At 61.4% G+C, this 23,526-nt stretch carries 19 protein-coding genes; 4 read left to right on the top strand and 15 right to left on the bottom strand.

All coding sequences use genetic code 11. The features are described 5' to 3' along the window. Window positions 1-11: 11 nt before the first annotated feature. From AAIS01_RS04290 to AAIS01_RS04245, 10 genes are all read right to left on the bottom strand, one after another. Window positions 12-1,565, bottom strand: a complete 1,554-nt coding sequence (locus AAIS01_RS04290) for a sugar ABC transporter ATP-binding protein (protein ID WP_343467943.1) — start codon at window positions 1,563-1,565, stop codon at window positions 12-14. Between the two features lie 73 nt (window positions 1,566-1,638). Then, entirely contained in the window at window positions 1,639-2,565 is a 927-nt protein-coding gene (locus tag AAIS01_RS04285) for a sugar ABC transporter substrate-binding protein (protein WP_343467942.1), read from the bottom strand. Window positions 2,566-2,911: 346 nt separating this feature from the next. After that, window positions 2,912-3,964, bottom strand: coding sequence for a Gfo/Idh/MocA family protein (locus AAIS01_RS04280; protein WP_343467941.1), 1,053 nt, complete (start codon window positions 3,962-3,964; stop codon window positions 2,912-2,914). 575 nt (window positions 3,965-4,539) lie between these two features. After that, window positions 4,540-5,550, bottom strand: a complete 1,011-nt coding sequence (iolG, locus tag AAIS01_RS04275) for a bifunctional inositol 2-dehydrogenase/D-chiro-inositol 1-dehydrogenase (RefSeq protein ID WP_343467940.1) — start codon at window positions 5,548-5,550, stop codon at window positions 4,540-4,542. Window positions 5,551-5,579: 29 nt separating this feature from the next. Then, window positions 5,580-7,511 (bottom strand): 3D-(3,5/4)-trihydroxycyclohexane-1,2-dione acylhydrolase (decyclizing), encoded by a 1,932-nt coding sequence (gene iolD / locus AAIS01_RS04270; protein ID WP_343467939.1) that lies wholly within the window; start codon window positions 7,509-7,511, stop codon window positions 5,580-5,582. Between the two features lie 151 nt (window positions 7,512-7,662). Next, window positions 7,663-8,484, bottom strand: a complete 822-nt coding sequence (locus tag AAIS01_RS04265; RefSeq protein WP_343467938.1) for a TIM barrel protein — start codon at window positions 8,482-8,484, stop codon at window positions 7,663-7,665. Window positions 8,485-8,514: 30 nt separating this feature from the next. Further along, entirely contained in the window at window positions 8,515-10,017 is a 1,503-nt protein-coding gene (locus AAIS01_RS04260; protein ID WP_343467937.1) for a CoA-acylating methylmalonate-semialdehyde dehydrogenase, read from the bottom strand. 30 nt (window positions 10,018-10,047) lie between these two features. Further along, the gene (iolB, locus tag AAIS01_RS04255) at window positions 10,048-10,857 is read right to left on the bottom strand and encodes a 5-deoxy-glucuronate isomerase (RefSeq protein ID WP_343467936.1); all 810 of its coding nucleotides are present in this window, start codon (window positions 10,855-10,857) and stop codon (window positions 10,048-10,050) included. Next, a complete protein-coding gene (iolE, locus tag AAIS01_RS04250) occupies window positions 10,854-11,747 on the bottom strand; it encodes a myo-inosose-2 dehydratase (protein WP_343467935.1) in 894 nt (297 codons plus the stop codon). Before iolE ends, iolB begins: the two co-directional genes overlap by 4 nt. A 212-nt stretch (window positions 11,748-11,959) precedes the next feature. Continuing rightward, a complete protein-coding gene (locus tag AAIS01_RS04245) occupies window positions 11,960-13,897 on the bottom strand; it encodes a bifunctional 5-dehydro-2-deoxygluconokinase/5-dehydro-2-deoxyphosphogluconate aldolase (protein ID WP_343467934.1) in 1,938 nt (645 codons plus the stop codon). A 313-nt stretch (window positions 13,898-14,210) separates the two neighbouring features. Here AAIS01_RS04245 and AAIS01_RS04240 point away from each other — a divergent pair, with 313 nt between their 5' ends. Then, complete coding sequence (locus tag AAIS01_RS04240) at window positions 14,211-15,131, top strand: MurR/RpiR family transcriptional regulator (RefSeq protein ID WP_047230196.1); 921 nt, start codon at window positions 14,211-14,213, stop codon at window positions 15,129-15,131. Between the two features lie 53 nt (window positions 15,132-15,184). Continuing rightward, on the top strand, window positions 15,185-15,796 hold the full coding sequence (locus AAIS01_RS04235) for a glutathione S-transferase (RefSeq protein WP_343467933.1): 612 nt from the start codon (window positions 15,185-15,187) through the stop codon (window positions 15,794-15,796). A gap of 202 nt (window positions 15,797-15,998) precedes the next feature. On the opposite strand, the gene hcnC is transcribed toward AAIS01_RS04235, so the two are convergent. Genes hcnC through hcnA form a run of 3 tightly spaced genes read right to left on the bottom strand, consistent with a single transcriptional unit; the run spans window position 15,999 to window position 19,007 of the window. Continuing rightward, on the bottom strand, window positions 15,999-17,285 hold the full coding sequence (hcnC, locus tag AAIS01_RS04230; protein WP_343467932.1) for a cyanide-forming glycine dehydrogenase subunit HcnC: 1,287 nt from the start codon (window positions 17,283-17,285) through the stop codon (window positions 15,999-16,001). Then, the gene (gene hcnB, locus AAIS01_RS04225; protein ID WP_343467931.1) at window positions 17,278-18,687 is read right to left on the bottom strand and encodes a cyanide-forming glycine dehydrogenase subunit HcnB; all 1,410 of its coding nucleotides are present in this window, start codon (window positions 18,685-18,687) and stop codon (window positions 17,278-17,280) included. Before hcnB ends, hcnC begins: the two co-directional genes overlap by 8 nt. Then, the gene (gene hcnA, locus AAIS01_RS04220) at window positions 18,684-19,007 is read right to left on the bottom strand and encodes a cyanide-forming glycine dehydrogenase subunit HcnA (RefSeq protein WP_343468026.1); all 324 of its coding nucleotides are present in this window, start codon (window positions 19,005-19,007) and stop codon (window positions 18,684-18,686) included. Before hcnA ends, hcnB begins: the two co-directional genes overlap by 4 nt. Window positions 19,008-19,287: 280 nt before the next feature. Between hcnA and AAIS01_RS04215 the strand changes: the two genes are divergently transcribed. Together AAIS01_RS04215 and AAIS01_RS04210 are read left to right on the top strand one after the other, a co-directional pair. Continuing rightward, the gene (locus tag AAIS01_RS04215) at window positions 19,288-19,971 is read left to right on the top strand and encodes a response regulator transcription factor (protein ID WP_047230191.1); all 684 of its coding nucleotides are present in this window, start codon (window positions 19,288-19,290) and stop codon (window positions 19,969-19,971) included. After that, entirely contained in the window at window positions 19,949-21,334 is a 1,386-nt protein-coding gene (locus tag AAIS01_RS04210; RefSeq protein WP_343467930.1) for a sensor histidine kinase, read from the top strand. Before AAIS01_RS04215 ends, AAIS01_RS04210 begins: the two co-directional genes overlap by 23 nt. Window positions 21,335-21,491: 157 nt before the next feature. Here AAIS01_RS04210 and AAIS01_RS04205 read toward each other — a convergent pair whose 3' ends face one another. Together AAIS01_RS04205 and AAIS01_RS04200 are read right to left on the bottom strand one after the other, a co-directional pair. Then, entirely contained in the window at window positions 21,492-21,740 is a 249-nt protein-coding gene (locus tag AAIS01_RS04205; RefSeq protein ID WP_343467929.1) for a DUF1652 domain-containing protein, read from the bottom strand. A 242-nt stretch (window positions 21,741-21,982) separates the two neighbouring features. Beyond that, window positions 21,983-23,467 (bottom strand): helix-turn-helix transcriptional regulator, encoded by a 1,485-nt coding sequence (locus tag AAIS01_RS04200; RefSeq protein WP_343467928.1) that lies wholly within the window; start codon window positions 23,465-23,467, stop codon window positions 21,983-21,985. Window positions 23,468-23,526 lie beyond the last annotated feature (59 nt).

Below are 23,526 nucleotides of genomic sequence, written 5' to 3'. Positions count from 1 at the left end.
GCCTTCTGTTATCAGGACAGACCCGAGGCCAGTTGCATGACCCGTTCCTGGGTCGCCTCGCTACGGTCCAGCGTGCCCATCAGGTCCCCTTCATGCATCACCATCACCCGGTCGCTCATGCCCAGCACTTCCGGCAGTTCCGAAGAAATCATGATCACCGCCATGCCTTCGCTGGCGAGGTATGAAATGAGCCGGTAGATCTCGGCCTTGGCGCCAACGTCGATACCGCGAGTCGGCTCATCGAGGATCAGGATGCGTGGGTTGGTCATCAGCCATCGGGCCAGCAGAGCCTTCTGTTGGTTGCCGCCGGACAAGGTGTCGATGCACTGTTCCAGCGACGGCGTCTTGACCCGCAGCTTCTTGCACATGTCTTCGCACAAGGCGCGCAGGGCTTTCTGCTGGATGAAACCGTTGCCGGCGTATTGGGGCAACACGGCCATCTCCATGTTCTCCAGCACCGACAGGCACGGGAACAGGCCACTGAGCTTGCGATCCTCGGTCAACAGCGCGAAACCCTTCTCGATGGCCATGTGCGGGTCGCTGATGCGCACGGGTTGGCCGTCCAGCCGGATTTCGCCGCCGGTGCTCGGGGTCACGCCGAAAATCGCCTCGGCCACGTTGGTCCGGCCCGAGCCCATCAACCCGGCAATGCCGAGAATTTCCCCGGCATGCAGGTCGAAGGACACGCCTTTGAAAATGCCGTCCAGGCTCAGGTCGCGCACCGACAGCACCAGATCGCCGATGGGTTGCTCCCGAACCGGGAACAACTGGCTCAATTCGCGCCCGACCATCATTGATATCAGGCTGTCGCCGTCCATGCTGTCGGCCCGTTGCAGGCCGATGTAGGCGCCGTCGCGAAACACCGCCACTTCATCGGCGATGGCGAACACTTCGTTCATTTTATGGGTGATGTAGATGATGCCCTTACCTTGAGACTTGAGGTCGGCAATGATCGAGAACAGATGCGCGACCTCCGTCTCGGTGATGGCCGAGGTCGGCTCGTCCATGATCAGAATGTCCGAGTCGTAGGACACCGCCTTGGCGATCTCGACCATCTGCCGCTCGGCGATGCTCAGGTTGCCCACCAGCTCTTCAGGATCAAGGTTGATGCGCAAGCGCTCCAGCAACCTGGCGGTGCAACGGTGCATCTCGCCATGGTCGACCATGTGCAGGCCGTTGAGCTGCTCGCGGCCGATCCAGATGTTTTCAGCGATGCTCATGTGGGGCATCAGGTTCAGTTCCTGATGGATCATCGCGATGCCGGCCTGCAACGCCCCGAGCGGCGTGTCGAACGTCACCGGTTTGCCACGCAGGCGCAGTTCACCGGCGTCGGGCTGGTAGATGCCGGCGATGATCTTCATCAAAGTCGATTTGCCCGCACCGTTCTCGCCCATCAAAGCCAGCACGGAACCGGGGCGCACCCGCAATTGCACATCCGACAGGGCCACCACACCGGGAAACCCCTTGCTGACATTGGCGACTTCCAGCAAGTACGGTTCTTCAGGTATTACGTCCGGCCGGACAGTAGCCGCCGGGGCGCTCGAAGCAGTCGCTGAAGCGAACATGGTCAGGTACTCCCTTGGCGAGGTCAGTGGGCGACTTCGCCTGTTTATTGTTGTGGTAGCAGTACGTTAAACGTCACTTGAACTGATCGACGTTTTCCGGCGTGATCAGGCGATACGGCACCCATACAGCCTGCTCGACCGGCTGTTTCTTGACCATTTTCACCGCTGTGTCGATCGAGCCATCGGCCTGGCCCTTGGCGTCCTGGAACACCGAGACCGCCATTTCGCCTTTCTTGATGGCATTCAAACCGTCCGGCGTGCCGTCAACCCCGGCGATCAATACCGTGCCCGGCTTAGTGCCCGCTTGCTTGAGTGCCATCGCGGCGCCAATGGCCATCTCGTCGTTGTTGGCCACCACCGCTTGGAACTCGCGTCCCTGGGTCAACCAGTCATTGACCAGGGTCATGCCCTTGTCGCGCAACCAGGTGCCGGTCTGTTCCTGTTCGATCTTGATGTTGGGGTACTTGGCAAGCACGTCCTTGACGCCCTTGGTACGGTTGGCGGTGGAGTTGTTGGCAAGGTCACCCAACAGAATCACGATGTCCCCCTTGCCGCCCATCTTTTCGGCCAGGTACTGCATCTGCATGTGGCCAGCTTCCAGGTCGTCGGAGGCAACGGTGACCACACCTGCCGGCAGTTTCAGCTCGTCGGGACGCCGATTGACGTACACCAACGGAATACCGGCGGCGACGGCGGCCTTGGTGATGCGTTGGGTGGCGGCAGTGTCCACCGGGTTGACGATAATTGCGTCGACCTTCTGGCTGATAAAATTTTCCACCTGGCTCAGTTGCTTGACCACATCACTGCGTGCATCTTCGAACTGCAAGGTGACGCCATCCGGCAGGGACTTGGCTTTGCTGTCCATCGACTCACGCAGGTACGTCAGCCAGGTGTCATCGAACTGGGACATGCTGACGCCGATCTTCAGGTCCGCCAGGGCGGCGCCGCTGGTGAGCATCAACGACAGGGCCAGCGAGGCGATACGGGTCTTGGTCTTCATGAACGGTCTTTCTCCACTTTGTTGTTGGTTTTATGGATAAGGCGTAGCGGATCAGGAGCGCGGCAAACGCACGATGGGCGCGCCAGGTATGCAACACACCAGGGCGCCCTTGCGCTGGATGCACAGGGATTGGAACAGGGGAAGGACTGCGGACAGACGTGGCAGGTGAGACAAGTGAAACGCAGAACGGCTGAAGGTTTTCATCGACGGTACCTGGCTGTGTTTCTTGTTGTTGTTTTGTCCGTGATTGGCTCAAGGCAGGCTTGGCAAAAGACGAACAGGATTGTCGGTAACCTGGAATCGACTTTATTGGAAAATATTTTCCATATCAACTCATTTTAGAATTTTATTCGTTTTTTATTCCATGGCCGACAGGCGTGGATAACCTCACCACTTCACCCTGTTTGGCGCTCTGCCTGGCCGCGTCCAGAATGCGCGTGGTCGCCAGTGCATCACGGGCTTGCACCGGCAGCGGGCCGGCGTTCTGCAAGGCGGTTTGCAGACTCTGGTAGAACGCCATCCAGCAGCCGCGCTCCGACGCCACTCGCTCGCGCTCGGTGCCTTGCTCGAACCAACCCCAGCGCCGATGCTCTTCGCTCCCCCAGCGCTCACCCTCGGTCGCCGGGCTCAACCCGGCCAGCGCCTGGGCTTCCTGCCCGTCCAGGCCCTCGACGGTATAGCAGCCCTCGGTGCCGCTGACCCGAAAGCGCGGGCGCGGTGCGTTTTGCAGGCAACTGCCGCTCAGGTGGGAAAGCACGCCGTTGGCATGGCTCAGGGAGATAAAAAAACCGTTGTCGAACGCTTGGCCGGGTTGCCGGTAATCCAGCTCGGCGTAAACCTTGGTCACTGGCCCGAACAATTGCAGCGCCTGGTCCACCAGATGGCTGCCCAGGTCCCGCAGAAACCCGCCACCACTGCCCTTGCCGACCGAGGTTGACGACCAACGCTCGACGCTGGACTCAAACCGAACGACCTGCCCCAGCGCACCGGACTCCAGCAGTTTTCGCAAGGTCAGGTAGTCCGAATCCCAGCGGCGGTTCTGATACACCGTCAGCGGCACGTTGCGCTGCTCGGCCGCCAGCACCATCGCCTCGGCCTGGGCGGCATCAAGGGCAAAAGGTTTGTCGCTGACCACTGCAACACCCAGTTCAATGGCCTGCATGACCACGGCCGGACGACCGTCCAGCGGTGTGGACACCACCACCGCATCGACGCCTGCGGCCACCAATTGTTCGAGGGTGTCGAAGGCCTGCGCATGCGGGTGCTCGTTCGCCAGTTGCTGGCGCCGCTCAGCAGACCGCGTCACCACGCCGACGAACGTAGCCCCGGGCAGACTGCTGATCAGCGGCGCATGGAAAAACCGCCCACCCTTGCCGTAGCCGACTAGTCCGATTCGCATGAAAGCTCCTTGTTAATCACTGAATGAATGCAATCCCTGTGGGAGCTGAGCTTGCTCGCGAAGACGGCAGCACATTCAGCATCCATGCAAGCTGATCCACCGCCATCGCGAGCAAGCTCAGCGCCCACAACTTGACCGAGTGCCCCTGAAGGAACGCAGTCGACTGTGGGAGCGGGCTTGCTCGCGAAGACGGCGGTAGCTTCAACCTTGATGTTGACTGACACTACGCTTTCGCGAGCAAGCTCAGCGCCCACAACTTGACCGAGTGCCTCTGAAGGAACGCAGTCGACTGTGGGAGCGGGCTTGCTCGCGATGACGGCAGCACATTCAGCATCAATGCAAGCTGATCCACCGCCATCGCGAGCAAGCTCAGCGCCCACAACTTGACCGAGTGCCTCTGAAGGAACGCAGTCGACTGTGGGAGCGGGCTTGCTCGCGAAGACGGCGGTAGCTTCAACCTTGATGTTGACTGACATGGGAGCGGGCTTGCTCGCGAAGACGGCGGTAGCTTCAACCTTGATGTTGACTGACACTACGCTTTCGCGAGCAAGCCCGCTCCCACAGGGAGATTGTGGTTAGCCATAGAAACGTGGGCGTTCGGGCAGTTCGACCTTGACGATCTGCCCACTCTGCTGCGCTTCAACACAAGCATCCGCCGCCACTGCCGCGGCAAAGCCGTCCCAGGCCGACGGCCCGCCCACCTGCCCGGCGCGTACACCGTCGATGAAAGCCTGCAATTCGACGTCATAGGCGGCGATGAAACGATCCTTCCAGTCCATCAGGATCGCATTGGACAACTTGGCGCCACTGCGCAATTGCACCTGGGACGGTTCCGGGAGTTTGGCGATGCCGGTTTCCCCCACTACTTCACACTGGATGTCGTAGCCGTACTGGCAGTTGACGAACACCTCCACATCGATGCGCGTGCCCTTCGCGGTTTCCAACAGAACGATCTGCGGATCGCGCAGGTGCGCCAGCGCTTTGCTGGTCTTGCGCGGGAAAACCACCTGCACCGAAACGTAGTCATCGGCCAGCAGCCAGCGCAGCACATCCAGCTCATGAATCAGTGTGTCGGTGATCGCCATGTCGGTCTTGTAGTTCTCCCCCACGCGCGGATTGCGATGCGCGCAGTGCAGCATCAGCGGTTCGCCGATCTGGCCGCTGTCGATCACCGCCTTGAGCGCCCGATAGCCTTCATCGTACGGGCGCATGAAACCGACCTGAACCAGGCGCTTGCCATGGGCGACTTCGGCTTCGACGATCTTGCGACAGCCGTGGGCCGTGACCGCCAGCGGCTTTTCACAGAACACCGGTTTGCCGGCCGCGATCGCCGCCAGCACGAACTCTTCGTGGCTCGGCCCCCAGGAGGTGACCAGGATGGCCTCAACGTCCGGCGCACTGATCAAGGCATGCCCGTCGGGATACACCTCGGCGGTCAGGTGCAGGTCGGCCAGCACTTTCGCCGCCTGAGCGAGGTTGATGTCGGTCACCGCCACCACCTGGCTGTTGAGCAAGGTCTGGCTGCAACGCCGGATATGGTCCTGGCCGATGGCCCCGGTGCCGATGACGCCCAGCTTCAAAGACATGAATAACTCCTTTCGTAGGGTTGGGGCGGTTAATACTGGCGAGCCTCGGCCAGTCGTTCATTGAGGGTTTTGGCCACCGCATCGGTGCGCGCGCTGGTGGAGACTTGCGCCACGCCGACCCGCCACCACGACAGGTAGCTGTGGATCATGGTCTTGGGCAAGACCTTGATGTCGATGAGGGTCGAGACCGTTTGCAGCCGCGCATCGGCCAGGGCCGCGTGGAGTTCATCGAGGGTTTTGACCTTGTAGGTCTTGCAGCCGTAGGCCGCCGCGCTCATGGCGAAGTCCACCGGCACGAAGCCGCCATCGAGCTTGCCGGTGTCCGGGTTGCGGAAGCGGAACTCGGTGCCGAAACTGTCCATGCCGTTGCCCATCTGCAAATTGTTGATGCAACCGAACGTCATGTTGTCGAGCAAAATCACGTTGATCTTGCGGCGCTCCTGGATCGAGGTCGCCAGCTCCGAATGCAGCATCATGTAGGAGCCGTCGCCCACCAGCGCGTAGACCTCTTTGTCGGGCTCGGCCAGCTTCACCCCCAGCGCCGCGTTTACCTCATAGCCCATGCACGAATAGCCGTATTCGACGTGATAGGTGTTCACCCCCTTGCTGCGCCAACTGCGCTGCAAATCCCCTGGCAGGCTGCCAGCGGCGGCAACGATGATCGCCTCGTCGGCCAGGGTTTGGTTGAGGGTGCCCAGCACGCGGCTCTGGGTCAGGCAGGAACCGGTGAGTTCGATGAATTCGCGAAACACCGCCGGGTCCATGCGGTCGTTGATTTCCGGGATGAAGTCCTCGGCTTGATAATCGGCCTGGTAGATCCGGTCGACCTCGGCGTCCAGCTGGACCTTGGCGTCGACAATCTGCCCGCCCCATTCAGCGCGATACTTGCCCATCGCCGCGGACAGGGCCTCCAGGCCCGAGCGAGCGTCGGCCAGCAGTTGCACGCCATCGAGCTTCAAGGCATCGCACGGGCTGATATTGAGGTTGAGGAACTGCACATCCGGATGCTGGAACAGCCATTTGGACGAGGTGGTGAAATCGCTGTAGCGGGTGCCGATACCAATGATCAGGTCGGCTTTCTTGGCCAGCAGGTTTGCCGCCAGGCAACCGGTTTCGCCAACGCCCCCGACGTTCAGTGGGTGACTGGACACTACCGCGCTCTTGCCGGCCTGGGTCTCGGCAAAGGGGATGTCGAAGCGCTCGGCAAACGCTTGTAGCGCTGCGTTGGCCCCGGCGTATTTGACCCCGCCGCCGCAGATGATCAGCGGCTGGCGCTTGCCTTTGAGCAGCACCAGGGCATCGTCGAGCATCGCTTCGGTGGCCGGGCGCCGGTCGATGCGATGCACGCGTTTTTGCAGAAAGTAATTCGGGTAATCGTAGGCCTCGGCCTGTACGTCCTGGGGCAGCGCCAGGGTCACCGCGCCGGTTTCGGCCGGGTCGGTAAGCACGCGCATGGCCTGGATCGCGGCGCTCATCAGTTGTTCGGGCCGATTGATGCGATCCCAGTATTTACTCACGGCCTTGAACGCATCGTTGGTGCTGATGCTCAGGTCATGGAACTGCTCGATCTGCTGCAGCACCGGGTCCGGCTGGCGACTGGCGTAGACATCGCCAGGCAACAACAGCAACGGGATGCGATTGGCCGTTGCAGTCGCGGCGGCGGTCAACATGTTCGCCGCGCCAGGGCCGACCGAAGACGTACAGGCGTAGATTTTGCGGCGCAGATGCTGCTTGGCGAAACCGATGGCCGCGTGGGCCATGCCCTGCTCGTTGCGCCCCTGATGGACCACCAGGTCGCCGCTGTCCTGCTCCAGCGCCTGGCCCAGGCCCAGCACATTGCCGTGGCCGAAAATGGTAAAGACCCCGGCGACGAATTTGCTCTGGACGCCATCGACCTCGACGTACTGGTTATCGAGGAATTTCACCAGGGCCTGGGCCATGGTCAGTCGTGTTGTGGTCATGCTTGCACCTTTTCAAACGCAACTCGGTCGAGTGTGGGAGCGGGCTTGCTCGCGAAAGCGGTGTGTCAGACGACATCAATGTTGAATGTACGGCCGCTTTCGCGAGCAAGCCCGCTCCCACATTGGGATCTTCATCAGCCCCACTATCGTGTCAGGCCTGGGGATTGCGCAGATGATTCATGCTCACCCCCAACGCCTGACGGATGTCGGCCAGCTCATGGACGCTCTGGGCAAACGGTTCGAAGGACAGGTAGCCCTCGTAACCACCGGCCCGCAACGCCTCGATCTGCGCGGCATTGCCGAGGATATCCGCCTCGCCCACCAGCACGCGGTGGCCGTCGCGGAGGGTCGTCAGGGGGGCCTGGGCATTCTCGACACCGGAGATGTGCACCAGCCCAGTCAGCTCGGGGAAAAATGCCTGCTCACCGGCCAGGTGATGATGAAAGGTGTCATGCACCAGACGGAACACATCCAGCCCGCCAATGGCCTTGATCGCTTCCACTGCCGTGCGCTTGCGCCGCAGCGAACACTCTTCAAACCCCAACGGTTCGATGAAACCGTAGATGCCGAAAGCCCGCAGAATCGGCGCCAGCTCACTGAGGGCCGTACGCAGCCCCGCCGCGCGTTCGGCCTCGCCGCGCGGGTCGGCGCGCTCGTTGAGCGGGCACATCACCAGCCCCTCGGCGCCGCATTCGCGAGCATAGTCGGCCAGCCGCACGGCTTGGGCACGGCGCTCCTCGTTCCATACGTCGAAGGGATACAGCGCGTTGATCGACAACACCTTGATGCCCCGCGCCTCACATAACTCACGCACCTGTGCGGGCGGCATGCCGTTTTCGATCTCGACCCCGTGCAGGTCGTTGCGAATCTCGATGGCATCGGTTTTCAGCGCCAGGGCCAAGTCGATGAATTCGGGCAGAGACAGGTGCGGAGCAACCATTCGGTTCAAGGCAAAACGCAGGGGCTTGTTCATTGTTGTTATCCCTCCGGCATTCATAAACGGTTATTGAGCAGTTGGCATGCTGAACTCAGGGCCCTTGGCGATGCTGTCGGGCCAGCGCTGCATCACGCTTTTGTAGCGGCTGTAGAAGCGCAAACCTTCTTCACCGTAGGCATGGTGATCGCCAAACAGCGAGCGCTTCCAGCCGCCAAAGGAATGCCAGGCCATGGGCACCGGAATCGGCACGTTGATGCCCACCATGCCGACCTTGATGCTGCGGGCAAACGAGCGGGCAATGCCGCCATCACGGGTGAAGCAGGACACGCCGTTGCCGAACTCGTGGGCATTGATCAGGGCCACGGCGCTGGCGAAATCCGCCACGCGAACGATGCCCAGGACCGGGCCGAAAATCTCTTGCTGGTAGATGCTCATCTCGGCGGTGACCCGGTCGAACAGCGTCGCCCCGACAAAGAACCCCTGCTCGGCCCCCGGCACCTTGAAACCACGGCCATCGACGATCAGGCGAGCGCCCTCGGCCACGCCGGCGTCGATGAAGCCTTCCACCTTGGCCTTATGCTCGGCGGTCACCAGCGGCCCCATGTCGGTGCCGGGTTGCTGACCGTTGCCGATCTTCAACTGGTCAATGCGAGGCAACAGTTTGGCGATCAGTTCATCGCCCACATCCCCCACCGCCACGGCGATGGAAATCGCCATGCAGCGCTCGCCGGCCGAGCCGTAGGCCGCGCCGATCAGCGCATCCGCCGCCTGGTCGAGGTCGGCGTCGGGCATGACGATCATGTGGTTTTTCGCCCCGCCCAGGGCCTGGACGCGCTTGCCGTTCGCCGTGCCCTGCTGGTGGATGTACTCGGCAATCGGCGTGGAGCCGACGAAAGAAATCGCCTCGATGTGCGGGTGCTGCAACAGGGCATCCACCGCCACTTTGTCGCCCTGCACCACGTTGAACACACCGTCCGGCAACCCGGCCTCCGTCAGCAGCCGGGCCATCAGCAAACTGGCGGACGGGTCACGCTCCGACGGCTTGAGGATGAAACAGTTACCGGCCACCAGCGCCAAGGGGATCATCCACAGCGGCACCATCACCGGAAAATTGAACGGCGTGACTCCGGCACACACGCCCAAGGGCTGGCGCAGGTTCCAGTTGTCGATGCCGCCGCCGATGTTGTCGCTGAAATCGGTCTTGAGCAGGTTCGGCGCGCCGCAGGCGTACTCGACGATCTCGATGCCACGGGTGACTTCGCCATGGGCATCCGACAATACCTTGCCGTGCTCGCGGCTGATGATCTGCGCCAGTTCGTCATGATGCCGATCCAACAGTTCCTTGAACTTGAACATCACCCGCGAACGGCGCAACGACGATTGCTCGGACCAGCCCGGGAATGCCGCCAGCGCCGAGACCACCGCGGCCTCGACGGTGTCCGGCTCGGCCAGCGCCACCCGAGCCTGCACCGCGCCGGTGGCCGGGTTGAAGACGTTGCTGAACCGCAGCGTGTCGCGGTCCTGCACTCGACCATTGATGTAATGGCCTACTACCGGGGCATCGCTCATTGTTCTTGTTCTCCGGGCAAAGGGTGGAAATCAGAGATCAAGCAGCCAACTGTGCTGCGGATCGTTATGGAACTGCCAGACCCGCTTCGGGCCGGCCATGACGTTCAGGTAATACGACTCGTACCCGTAGGGCACGCTGACCGGGTGGTAACCCTTGGGCACCACCACCAGGTCGCTGTTCTCCACGGCCATGGCCTGGTCGATGCTGCGGTCGTCGGTGTAGACCCGCTGGAACACGAAGCCTTGGGACGGGTTGACCTGGTGGTAATAGGTTTCTTCCAGAAAGCTTTGGTGCGGCAGGTCATCGGTGTCGTGCTTGTGGGGCGGGTAGCTCGATGAATGCCCCGACGGCGTGCGCACTTCCACCACCAGCAGCGAGTGGGCCGGCTCACTGTCGGGCAGGATGTCGCAGACATAGCGGGTGTTGGCGCCCTTGCCGCGCACGCTGCGCTTCATGCTGTCGGGGCGGATCAATCGTGGGCCGTATTGGTTTTGGGCCGAACCCGGCGCGGCACACACGGCAATCTGCACATCGCTGAGGGCGGTCACCTGGGCCTGGCTGCCCGGCGGCAGGTACGCAGCATAGGGCGATTTGTCCTCGAACACCGACTGACGATCACCCAGGTTGTCCCAATCGAAGGCACCCTGCCCCGGTGCTTCACCCTTGAGACTGATGCGCCCGCTGAGCAAGACCAGGCACAGTTCCTTGTCGGCGGCAGCCACCGGCAGCTTTTCACCAAGGCTCAAACGGTAGGCGGCAAACCCGACATACTCCAGTTCGCCGGCGGGTAGCTGGACCATGGTCTGGCCGTTGGGTTGGCTTTTGATCAACAGGCTCATGACGCAATCCTCTCTTGCAGCAAGGCGCGCAGGGTGTCGTAGCCTTTCTTGGCGTAGGCAAAACTCGGGGCCACGGCGGGATCCTGCTCGGCTTCCACCACCAGCCAGCCGTGATAGTCGGCAGCCAGCAGCACGTCCAGCAACGCGGCGAAGTCAATGTCGCCATCTCCCGGTACGGTGAAGGTGCCATTGATGATGCAGTCGGGGAAACTCCAGAGGTTGTTACGCGCCAGTTGCACCACGGGCTTGCGCACGTCCTTGAAATGCACATGGCAAATGCGCTCGATGTGCTTGCGCAACACCTGCAACGGTTCGCCGCCGCCCATGTAGCAGTGGCCAGAATCGAACAGCAGGCCGACCTCGCTGCCAGTCAGGGCCATCAGTTTGTCGATGTCCGAAGGCGATTCGACATAGGCGCCCATATGATGGTGATACGCCAGGCGCACACCCCGGGACAGGGTGAAGCGGGCCAGTTCGGTGAGTTTTTCAGCGTAGTCTTGCCAGGCTTCGTCCGTGTGAAAACGCGGTCGCTCGATCAGCGGGATGCGCTGGCCTTGAATGGAATCGGCCACCTCGCCGTACACCAGTACCGTCGCGCCGTTTTGCGCCAGCAACTCGACATGGCTGGCGATGGCATCGATCTCTTCGGCCGCCGAGCGCCGGGCCAGGCGACTGGAATACCAGCCGGAGACCAGCGCCAGGTCGTAGGGCCGCAGCACATCGCCAACGCCCTTGGCATCTTTGGGAAACTTGCCGTTGAGCTCGAAACCTTCGTAACCGATTGCCTTGCCTTCGCTCAGCGCCGTACTCAACGGCGTCTCGCCACCCAGCGATGGCAGGTCGTCGTTGCTCCAGGAAATCGGGTTGATGCCAATTCGAATAGCGGGCATGGCTGCACCTTTTATTGTTTTCATACTAAATATCGAAAACCATTTGTGAATACATACTGTGGCGAGGGGATTTATCCCCGCTGGGCTGCGAAGCAGCCCCAAACCCGGGCAACCCGGTGTGTCAGTCAGTTTGCATTCAGCCGTTGTTAAGGGGCTGCTTCGCAGCCCAACGGGGATAAATCCCCTCGCCACAGAAAAGCCCGGCATTGCCATTAAGCCCTTGCAGCGCGCCACGCCTCGATCAACTCTACAAACCTGCCCTGCACCTGCCGGATCAACGCTTCATCGTCGATTTCTCCGGCCAGCCAGGCGCGGCTTGGCTCCTGGAAGATCGTCCGTCCGACGGCAAACCCACGACAGGTTGTGCTCTGACTGGCCTGGCGGAACCCTTCGGCCAGGGCGGCGGCCGGAGCGTTAAGGCCCAGCAGTACCACGCCACGGCAGTACGGATCACGCTGTTGAATCAGCTCATCGAGCCGTTTCCATTCGTCCGCGCCCTGAGCTTCAATCTTCCACCACGCGGGAAAGATGCCCAGGTTGTAGAGGCGCTTGAGAGCGCGATACAGCACATCCGGGTGCGGCGACGGATGATCCTTGGGCGGGATGATTTCCAACAGCAGTTCATGGCCGCTGACCTGGGACGCCTGATACAGCGCCAGGAGTTGCGCCTCCTGTTCCAGGCGCAGCAGCGGTTCGTCGTCGGGGTGAAATTGCACCAGGCACTTGATGATCTGCTCCTGGGGCCAGGCGATCAGGTTGCTGCCGATGGAGCGCCCGTGTTCGAACGCCAGCGGCCGTGAACCCTGCACCTCCACTGGCCGCGCTACCCACCAGTCACGTCCGGTGGCGACGTTCAGCGAATCCTGACCGAAACGTTGATCGGCCAGCAAACCGACATCGGCCTCGACGCCCTGACGTTTCAGGTCGGCCTCGACCCGCTCCACGGCCTGAATGAACAGGTGTTTGAGTTCGCTGATGGCGCTCAGCTCACGCCCGCCTTTGTGGGCCAGTTCCACCAGTTGCCAACGATGATCGAAGGCAAAGATGAACAGTTGCTTCCACTGTTTGCGCGGCACGCTGACCTGATGCAAACGCTGCAAGACCACGTCCTGATCCGGCCGGGTAATCGGCACCGGGCTGTTGAACAGGTAGTCGAGTTCAGCCCGGGTCGGCATCGCCGGGGCACAGGCATGGCGCGACACCACCAAGCCACCGCAGGCATTGGCCAACTGGCAGCAGCGTTCATCGCTGGCGTCCTCCAGCCAACCGGCGAGAAAGCCCGACATGAACGCATCGCCCGCGCCCAATACATTCAAGACCTCGACCCGTACACCAGGATAAATCGCGCCGTCTTCAAGCCGGGTCGGGATGGCGCCATGAATTACCGTGCAACCTTGCGGGCCGAGCTTGACCACCAGGGTCGCCGCCGTCAGCGAGCGCACGGTACGCAGCGCGCTCAGCAGGTCTTCGCTGCCACCAGCGATCAGGAATTCTTCTTCGGTGCCGACGATCAGGTCGAAACGCGGCAGGATACTTTGCACGTGCTGGCTGACTTTCTGGTCGGCGACGAAGCGGGTTTCCCCATCGGCCTTGCCTGCCAGGCCCCAGAGGACCGGGCGATAGTCGATGTCCAACACGCGCTTGACGTTGTGTTTTTCGGCGTAATCCAGTGCCTGGGTACTGGCCTTGTAGACGCTTTCGGTAGAGAAATGCGTGCCGGTGACCAGCAGGGCCTTGCTGGAGGCAATGAACGCCTCATTGATGTCTTCGGCGCGCAGCGCCATGTCGGCGCAATTTTCCCGGTAGAACACCAGGGGAAAGGTTTCCCGGTCCTTGATACCCAGCAGGACCATGGCTGTCAGACGTTCAGGGTCGACCTTGATGCCACTGACATCGCAGCCTTCGCGGGCCAGGGACTCCACCAGGAAACGGCCCATATGGTCGTCCCCTACCCGGCTCAGCATCGCCGACTTGAGCCCCAACCGCGCGGTGCCGAAGGCGATGTTGGCCGACGAACCACCCAGGTATTTGGCGAAGCTTGCGACATCTTCCAGACGCGCTCCGATTTGCTGCGCGTAAAGATCGACGCCCAGGCGTCCCAGGCAGATCACATCCAATTGACGCCCACTGGCAAAACGAGTCTGGCCCATGCTGGCTCCTGTTATTTTTATCAGCCCGCGCGGGCCACCGAAACCGGCGCCAACGCTCTTGGTGGATGCAGACTAAAACGAGGGGCAGCCAACAATCAATAATTATTCTATAAATTTTTTACGTGGAATATTTTTTCCAATACGCTATCACTGGAGCGTGCCAGACGCAGTGCATCGTTTCAGCAGGCACTGCCACGTTGTCTGCCCATGATTTTCCCCGCGCCTACGCTGTAGACTGCGATCAGCCAACCTATTGTCGAGGGCCGGCCCTTTTCCCGGGCCGCCCTATAAGAACAAGCCAGAAGGATTTTCTATGACCCGCCCCGATCTGCCGGCGCCGTCCGAGAGTGCGTCCGAACCCGCCCTTTCAAGCCCACCGATCAATGCCGAGCGTCTGCTGCAACTGATTACCGACGAGTATGAAAGCCTGCCGCGCCAGCTCAAACGCATCGCCAGCTACATGAGTCAGCAAAGCGACCGGATCATGGTCGATCGCATCAGCGACATTGCGCGCGAATGCGAAGTGCATCCGTCGGCCATCGTGCGGTTCTCCCAGCGTTTCGGCTTCAGCGGGTTCAGCGAAATGCAGGCCTTGTTTCGCGAAGCCTATACCCACAAGACCACGCCGGTGCAGAACTACCAGCAGCGCATCCGCAGCATGATCGCCAACAAGTCGCAGAAAGCCAGCGGCGGCGATCTGGCGCGCGAATGCGTCAACGCCACCCTCTCGGGCATCGAGCGCCTGGGCCTGGAGCTGGACGATCAGGCCTTCGACAAAGCCGTGGACCTGGTGGTCAACGCCGACAACATCTATGTGGTCGGGGTGCGGCGCTCGTTCGCAGTGGCCGATTATCTGGTCTATAACCTGCAACACACCAACAAACGCATTCACCTGGTTTCCGGACTGGGGGGCAGTTATCGCGAGCAGATGCGAAGCGTGCGGGCCAACGATCTGGTGATCGCCATCAGCTTTACGCCCTACGGCAAGGAAACCCAGCACTGCCTGCGCATTGCCCAGCATCATCAGGCCAAGACGCTGATTATCACCGACAGCAACCTGTCGCCCCTGGCCAAACGGGCCAATGCGGTGCTGTTGGTGAACGAAGGCAGTTCCTTCGCCTTCCGCTCGTTGAGTGCGACCCTGTGTTTGTGCCAGGCTCTTTTTATCGCCGTGGCTTATCGGTTGGAGCTCAAGGTCGATGAAATCCATGAACAGGTGGGCTTCGAGGATTGATGTCCGAGGTTGCCTTATAAGTTGCCTTATAAAAAGTCGCTAAAGGAAAAGCCATGAAACTGATCGGCATGCTGGATTCACCCTATGTGCGACGTGTCGCCATCAGCGCCAAGTGTCTAGGGATCGCGCTGGAGCACGAATCGGTTTCGGTGTTCAGGCATTTCGAGCAATTCCAGGGCATCAACCCGGTGGTCAAGGCCCCCACTCTGGTGCTCGACGATGGCGGCGTGTTGATGGATTCCACGTTGATCATCGACTACCTCGAGACCTTGGCCGCGCCGGGCAAAAGCCTGATGCCGGTCGACAGTGGGCAACGGCTGCGCGCACTGCGCGTGATTGGCCTGGCCCTGGCGGCGTGCGAGAAGTCCGTGCAGATCTATTACGAACGCAACCTTCGGCCGACAGAAATCCAACACGCCCCCTGGGTCGAACGCGTAGAAGGCCAACTGGCGGCGGCCTATGACATGCTCGAACAGGAACTGGTGAAACAGCCCCTGGCCACCGATGGCACCCTCGATCAGGCGGGCATCACCGTGGCGGTGGCCTGGAGCTTCACCCACCTGGTGGTACCGGATCAGGTGCAGGGCAAGTCATTTCCGTCGATCAGCGCGTTTACTGCCTATGCCGAAGGGTTGGAGGCGTTTGTCAGCACGCCGATGGAATAGCCGGCTGCGAACAAAAAATCCTGGGGGTAACCAGAGTACCTGTGGGAGCAAAGCTTGCTCGCGATAGTGCTGGATCATCCTGCAACAATGTTGACTGGTATACCGCTATCGCGAGCAAGCTTTGCTCCCACAGGCTCGCACTCAGTTTGTTTGCGGGGGACCGCAGGATATGTGTTCACCACAAATCCCACATAGGATTTACTCAGACCAACTCCATTTCCTTTGGCTTTACCATCGGCGCCACCTCAAACCGATCCGCCAGGAACGGCGTGATGTCCAGCGGCAAGGGCTCGTGATTCACCAGTTTGTCCAGCAAGACTCCGGTGATGGCCGAGGTCAGGATGCCGGTGCGGAAGTGCCCGCAGGCATTGAGGTACCCCTCCACGCCGCGCATCGGCCCCAGGATCGGCAATTCATCGGGTGAACCGGGACGCAAACCGGCCCAAGTGCGTTTCAGGTTGATGTCGGCCAACTGCGGTATGCACCGCACCGCGCCCTGTACCAGCCCCTCGATCTCCGGGTAAGTGGTGGTCACGTCGAACCCTTTGTCTTCGGTGGTACTGCCAATGAGAATTTCGCCGTTGTCCTTTTGCGCGACATAACAGTCACTGGTGGTCAGGCACCCATTGAGGAGCTTCGGCATACGCTCGGTCAGCAGGATTTGCCCCTTGACCGGCTTGACCGGGATGCGCACGCCCGTGGCCTGTTCGCTCAGGTCCGCGGCCCAGGCACCGGCGGCATTGATCAGCGTCCGGCAGGTGAAGGTCCCGGCTTCGACGGTTCTCACCCCCGTCACCCGCGCCCCGTCTCGAAGCACCTGCGCCACGTTGGTGTTGAAGAACAGATCGACGCCGTTCTGCCGGGCACCCTCGGTGTAGGCGTCGGCCAGCCGGAACGGGCTGACCTGATGGTCGCACAGGAACTCCAGTGCCCCCCGGGCTTCATGGCTGACATTCGGCTCAGCCTCGCGCAGGGTGGCCTGGTCGAGCCAGCGTACCTGATCGGCCAAGTGGGGAATGCAGGCGACGATGTGCTCGGCGTACAAACGGTCTTCGTCGTCGTAGATCACGAACTTGAGCCCGGTCTGCTCAAACTTGAAGTCCATGCCATGGTTGTCCATCAGCTCGCGGTGCAGTTGGGGGTACATCGCATTGGACTGCAAGGCAAAATCGAAGAACGACTGGGGCAGGATGTGCGGCGTGCTGGCGTCCACCGCCACGGCGGCGCTCTGATCCGCTATCCGGGCCTGGCGCCGGCGGTTGGCCGACATCATGCGAAAGAAGATCACCCCGCAGCCCAGCCCCACGGATTCACCGATGGCCCAGAGGCCGCCGGCCGAAGCCCGGGTGGCGTTGCCGGGGCGCTTGGCGTCGATCAAGGCGATCTTCAGGTGCTTGCGCTTGGACAGTTGATAGGCACAGGAAGCACCGATCACGCCCCCGCCGGCGATGACGACGTCATAGTGCTTGCGGTCTGGATGCTCAGTCATGCTGGACGGCCTCCGGGCCAACGTTCTGAAAGGCTGAAAAGGGAATCGGGTCGATGGGGAAACGTGGCCGCAGCCAGCCAACGTCGGCGCGCCCGGTGGCTTGGCGCAGGCGATCACTGCAATAGCCCACGCACATCCGCCCCTGGCAATCGCCCATGCTCACGCGGGTGCGCATTTTCAGGCTGGCCATGTCCTGCACGCCCTGCTCCAGGGCGCGGTCGATGTCGGCGCGGGTCGCATGTTCGCAGCGACAAATGACCGTATCGGCGGCCGGCAGAGCGGTTTGTCCGGCACCGCGTTGGGTGTAGCGATCCACGGCGGCGCGAAAGCGAATGATCCGCGCCAGTTGCGCTTGATACCGGTCGCGATGCTCCAGGGCCGTGGACGAAGCCAGCACGCCGGCCTGCGCCAGGATCGACAGCGCGGCCATGCGCCCGCTCAGCATGGCGGCTTCACCGCCACGAATACCACCCATGTCGCCGGCCAGGTGAATGTGCGCCTCGCTGCTTTGTTGCCAGGCATCGGACACCGCCCGCAAATAACCGTCACCGCTGAAGCCATGCTCCAGGCCCATCTGCTGGCTCAACTGGGTGCGCGGAATGAAACCGTAACCGACCGCCAGCGTCTGGGCCGGAACCTGCTCGGCGCGTTCGAGGTCAGGCTCCCAGGTACTGGAATACGGTGCGACGGTGACGATGTCCAACTCGCCATCGCCATTGGCCTGCACCACTCCCCAGCCATAACGCACGGGGATGCGATGCAGTTTGAGATAAGCCAGCATGCTCAGGCCGTCGAGGAATAATTGTGGTTTGTTCAGCAAGGCCAGGCTTTCCCTGGCGATCCTGCCGAAGGCACAAGCCTCATAGACACCCGCCACAGCCACCCCTGAAGCGTGAAGCTGACAGGCCACCAGCGGCAGCAACGGGCCTGTACCGGTGATCACCACCGGCCCCGGCGGTTTGACCGCTCCGCTCTTGATCTGCAATTGCAGGCCACCGAGCAGCATCACCCCCGGCAGCGTCCAGCCAGGGAACGGCACGCTGCGCTCATGACAACCGGCCGCCAGCACCAGGTGGGAATAGGTCACCTCGCGCAGTTGTTCATCGGCGTCCAGCAGCATCAGCGCCTTGAACCCTTCGGCGCCGATGACACGGTGGTTGAGCCGCACATCGATCAGCCCCGCGTAGCGCTGGAACTCACCGTGAAGTTTCTTCAGGGCTTCGCTGTAGCGCGGCCCCAGGTAGTCCAGGCTCACGCCGTCGCGCAGCGGCCCGCGGTAGACCACGCCACCCAAGCGCGGCGCTTCCTCAACCAGGGTGCAACGCACCCCGTGGGTGGCCAGCTCGATGGCCGCTGCCATGCCCGCCGGCCCGCCGCCGACAATCACCGGATGGAGGTTCATAATGCCTCCGTTTCAGCGATGCGATTGGCCCGGGTTTCGATCTGCATGCCGGGACGCACCTGGGTCTGGCAGGCGCGGCGCTTGTGGCGGCCGTTGATCTTGACCAGGCAGCACTGGCACACGCCCATGCCGCAGTAAGCGCCACTGAGTTGGTCGTGATCGTTGCGGGCCACTTGGCGCTGGCCCAGGGACTGGATGACGCTGAGGACGGTTTCACCTTGCGCTGCGCTGACGGACTGCCCGTCAAGCTGCACCGTCATGTCGGCCTGTTTCAGCGGCTGGATATCAAATTTTCGACGTAGAAGGTCTTGAGGTTGCATCATGCAGCTCTTCCTTGAAAGTTCAGTGAGGTCTCGGCTCCTTGCGGCACACCATCACCGGTTTGTGTCAGTGCCCATCAGCGGCAGCGCGCCAAAGCAGGGCAACGGACGCAGCATGATGGTGCGTGCTGAATTTATGTTAGGGATTATTTGTGACCAAGTGTTGATCCAGGCCAGTGAATACCGCTGTCGGCGTGCATGAACATTTTTTCAGCAAGCCGACAGGTATTTTTTGGCAGAATGCTGCGCAATGGCTCCAATTTCTCACCCGGTACCGCCCATGAACCGCATTTTGACCATCGAAGACGACGCCGTGACCGCCCGTGAAATCGTCGCCGAACTGACCCGCAACGGCCTGGATGTCGACTGGGTCGACAACGGCCGCGAGGGTCTGGAGCGGGCGGTGAGCGGCGATTACGACCTGATCACCCTGGACCGCATGCTGCCCGAACTTGACGGTTTGGTGATCGTCACGACGTTGCGCACCATGGGTGTGGCCACGCCGATCCTGATGATCAGCGCCCTCTCCGATGTGGACGAGCGGGTGCGCGGCCTGCGGGCCGGCGGCGACGATTATCTGACCAAGCCGTTTGCCACCGACGAAATGGCCGCCCGGGTCGAAGTCCTGCTGCGGCGCAACAACGGTGCCCGCGAGCCGGAAACCGCGCTGCGGGTGGCCGACCTGGAACTCAACCTGATCAGCCGCGAAGCCAGCCGCAACGGGCAACTGCTCAGCCTGCTGCCCACCGAATACAAACTGCTGGAGTTCCTGATGCGCAACAGCGGCCAGATCCTCTCGCGCATGATGATTTTCGAAGAGGTCTGGGGCTATCACTTCGACCCCGGCACCAACCTGATCGACGTCCATATCGGCCGCCTGCGCAAGAAAATCGACCCGCCGGGCCTGGAACCGCTGATTCGCACGGTACGAGGCTCCGGCTATGTCATTGCTGAACCCCGCTAAGGGCTGGCGCTCCTCCAGCAGCCGCCTGCTGGCGCTGTACAGTTCGCTGTTCGTGCTCTGGAGCGCAGTCCTGATGGGGGTGATGTACTACGAAGTATTCGGCTACCTCGACAGCCTTGCCAAGCACTCGCTGATGCAGCGCCAACACCTGTTCGCGCGCATTCATGGCGATCAGTTGGAGGATGCGCTCTTGGCCAGCCTGACCCTGGATGAACGCGGCGTCGACGCCTATGGCCTGTTCGATCCGCAACTGCGCCACTTGAGCGGACCGATCCGGCACGTCCCCACCGACCTGCCGCTGGACGGCAAGATTCATATGCTCGGCGGCTGCGTTGATTCCAGAGATCCAGGCATTCCTTCCGACAGTTGCGATGCGGTGGCGACCCGGACCCAGGATGGACGCTGGTTGGTGCTGGCGCGGGACAACGGCTCGCTGTTCGCCGTCACTCGCATCATTCTGCACGCGCTGTTCTGGGGCGTATCCCTGACCATCCTGCCGGGCATTGCCGGCTGGCATCTGTTGCGCCGGCGACCGTTGCAGCGCATCCGCAAACTGCAGGCCAGTGCCGAGGCCATCGTGGCAGGCGACCTGACCCATCGCCTGCCGCTGTCGAGCCGTCGCGATGAGCTGGACATGCTGGCGGCGATCGTCAACGCCATGCTCGATCGCATCGAACGGCTGATGAACGAGGTCAAGGGCGTGTGCGACAACATCGCCCATGACCTGCGCACCCCACTGACTCGCCTGCGTGCCCAGCTTTATCGCATCCAGCAGCAAGCCCCGGACGGCTCGCCCGAAGCATTACAGATGGATCAAGTGATTGCCGAGACTGACACCTTGATGGCAAGGTTTCGGGGGTTGTTGCGGATTTCCGAACTGGAAGACCAGCAACGGCGCTCAGGGTTTATGCGCCTCGATCCGTTGCAGTTGTTGCAGGAACTGCACGATTTTTATCTGCCGCTGGCCGAGGAGCAGGAACTGACCTTCACCCTCGAAGTGCCTGATGCCCTGCCCTTGCTCAACGGCGACCGGGCTCTGCTGTTCGAGGCCGTGTCCAACCTGCTGAGCAACTCGATCAAATTCACCCCGCCGGGCGGCAAAGTGATCCTGCGGGGTGTTGATCAGGGCGACAGCAGCCGCATCGAAGTGCTCGACTCCGGCCCCGGAATCCCCGAGGCGGAACGCAAGGCCGTGTTTCGCCGCTTCTACCGCGCCGAGGGTAGCAGCCAGCAAAGCGGCTTTGGCCTGGGGCTGTCGATCGTCGCGGCGATTGTCAATTTGCACGGGTTCACGCTGGAAGTGGGCGGCAGCGAGCAGGGCGGCGCGCGGCTGGTGCTCGATTGCCGTGCGACGCTGCTGTAGGGAGCGACTGTAGGAGCTGTCGAGTGCAACGAGGCTGCGATCCTTTCCCAGACAATTGAATCGCAAGCGAAAGAGCAGATCAAAAGATCGCAGCCTCGTTGCACTCGACAGCTCCTACATAGCTCCTATGCAGCGGCTACACAGTCCAGCGGATCATTCAGGCGGGATCACTTCGATGCAGCGGGGTGTTTTCAAGTTCATAGCGCAACTCATCGATCAGCTTTGCCAGGCTTTCTTCAGAGCGAACGCTGTCAACGCTCATGCCGCTCACCACCAGATCCACTTCCCCGCTTTCGCGGTGATAAAGGCGTACGGTAAGGGTTCCGTCGCCATTGAGGCTGCATTCGCAGGCCAGCGGTGTAAAGCTTTCTTCGAGTCGGGCACGCAGGGGGGCCAGTAGGGTCATCCGTTGCACCTCAGGGCTGAAGCCGTAAACGACCGGTGGGCAGCTCCGAGCCCATAGGCTCTGCAAACATCCTGTCGACTGTACGATTGATTCGTTCACTGCGCATTGTGGCGTGTTCCTTGACTATTTCGTAGGGGGCGCGGCGTTCCATGGAAAATCCCGCACCCTCACAGCCTAAGGAGCCAATGCTTTGTGCAAAACCCGAATTTGCACCAGCACGCCCGGTGCATTTGCACTGGCTATCATGGTGCCTTCATTCGCCACTCATTGGCGAACAGGCCCCGCTCCCGAGCCCAGACGATCGCCTCGCTGCGGCTGTGTACATCGAGTTTGGAGTACAGCGTTGCTACGTGATTGCGCACGGTGTTAGGGGCCAGCTTCAAGCGCGCGGCGATTTCCTTGTCGGCCAGGCCCTGGCAGATCAGCCCCAGCACATCACGCTCCCGGGCGGTGAGTTCGGTAAATGAAGTGCTGGGCAACTGGGCGTTGATGCTTTTCACATTGGCCAGCTTTTCGATCAGGGTACGGCTGAACCAGGACGCATCTTTCATCACCTCTTCGATGGCCGCCACCAGCTCCAGCTCCGAGCGTTTGCGTTCGGTGATGTTCATCAAGACCAGCAAATAACACGGCTTGTCCTGGATGACGACGGTATCGGCCGCCATCTCGCAGTCAATCTGCTCCCCGCCCTTTTTGTGAACCTTGACGTCGACACTGGACACCGTTGCGTTGTTTTCCAGCGTGGCAAACAGCGCGGCGCTGGCATCCGGGTCGAGAAAGCCGATTTCCTCCACGGTTTTGCCCAGCAGCTCTTCACTGGCGTAACCACTGGTCTGGAGAAAGGCCTCGTTGACTTCCATCAGTTGCTGTTCGGCGCTGCACACCAGGGTTGGCACGGGCGTGAGGCGGAAGGACTTGGCAAAACGCTCCTCACTCTGGCGCAACGCCGTTTCGGCCTTGCGGCGCGGCTCCATGTCCATGAAGGAAAACAGCATGCAGTCTTCGTCATGCAGGTCCAACGGTTGGCCGGCGACGATCACCTGCTTGCTGCCGCCACCGGGTAATTTCAACTCGGCCTGCATCTGCGGAATGGTCGCGCCCTGGCCCAGCCGTTCGACGGCCAGATCCCGCTTCTCGGCCGCCTCGAGCACGTCCAGCTCATACACCGAACGCCCGATCACTTGCTCACGGCTGTAGCCGGTCATCTCCAGAAAGCCCTGGTTGACCTTGATATAGCGCAAATCGCTGAGGCGACAGATCACCGCCGGCGCCGGGTTGGCCGCGAAGGTTTTCTCGAAACGCTGTTCAGCACTGGCCCATTCGGTGGCATCGCTGAGAATCAGCACCAGTAATTCCGCCTCACCGCTGCGATCGGTCAGCACCATGCTGCGAATCCGATGAACCCAGGTACGGTCCGGATCGGCCTCGGGCGTGACCTCCACCAGAACATCGCTGAACTCATCGCCCCGGGCAACTCGAGCGATGGGGTAGTTGTCCGCAGTCAGCGGGTGGTTGTTGCGATAACGCAAATTGAACCGCTGGACGTACTCGCCGGCATTGGCCCCCAGCTCCTTGAGGTCAGTGATCCCGTGCATGGTCAACACCGCTTCGTTGGCCCAGGCGATGGTCTGATCGACTTCGATCAACATCACCCCGTCAGACAGCCCGGCGATGATTTGCAGCAATTGGCGACGATTGGTATCGGTAGTGGGGACATCCTGGTTCATCGGGTCTCCATGTGGTCAGAGAAGCATGGAAATTACGACCACCCGCAGTAATGACACGT

Source organism: Pseudomonas halotolerans (genome assembly GCF_039581215.1).
GTDB lineage: Bacteria > Pseudomonadota > Gammaproteobacteria > Pseudomonadales > Pseudomonadaceae > Aquipseudomonas > Aquipseudomonas tehranensis.
Note: the sequence above shows the minus strand (reverse complement) of the source record. Positions and strands in the feature narration are given on the sequence as shown.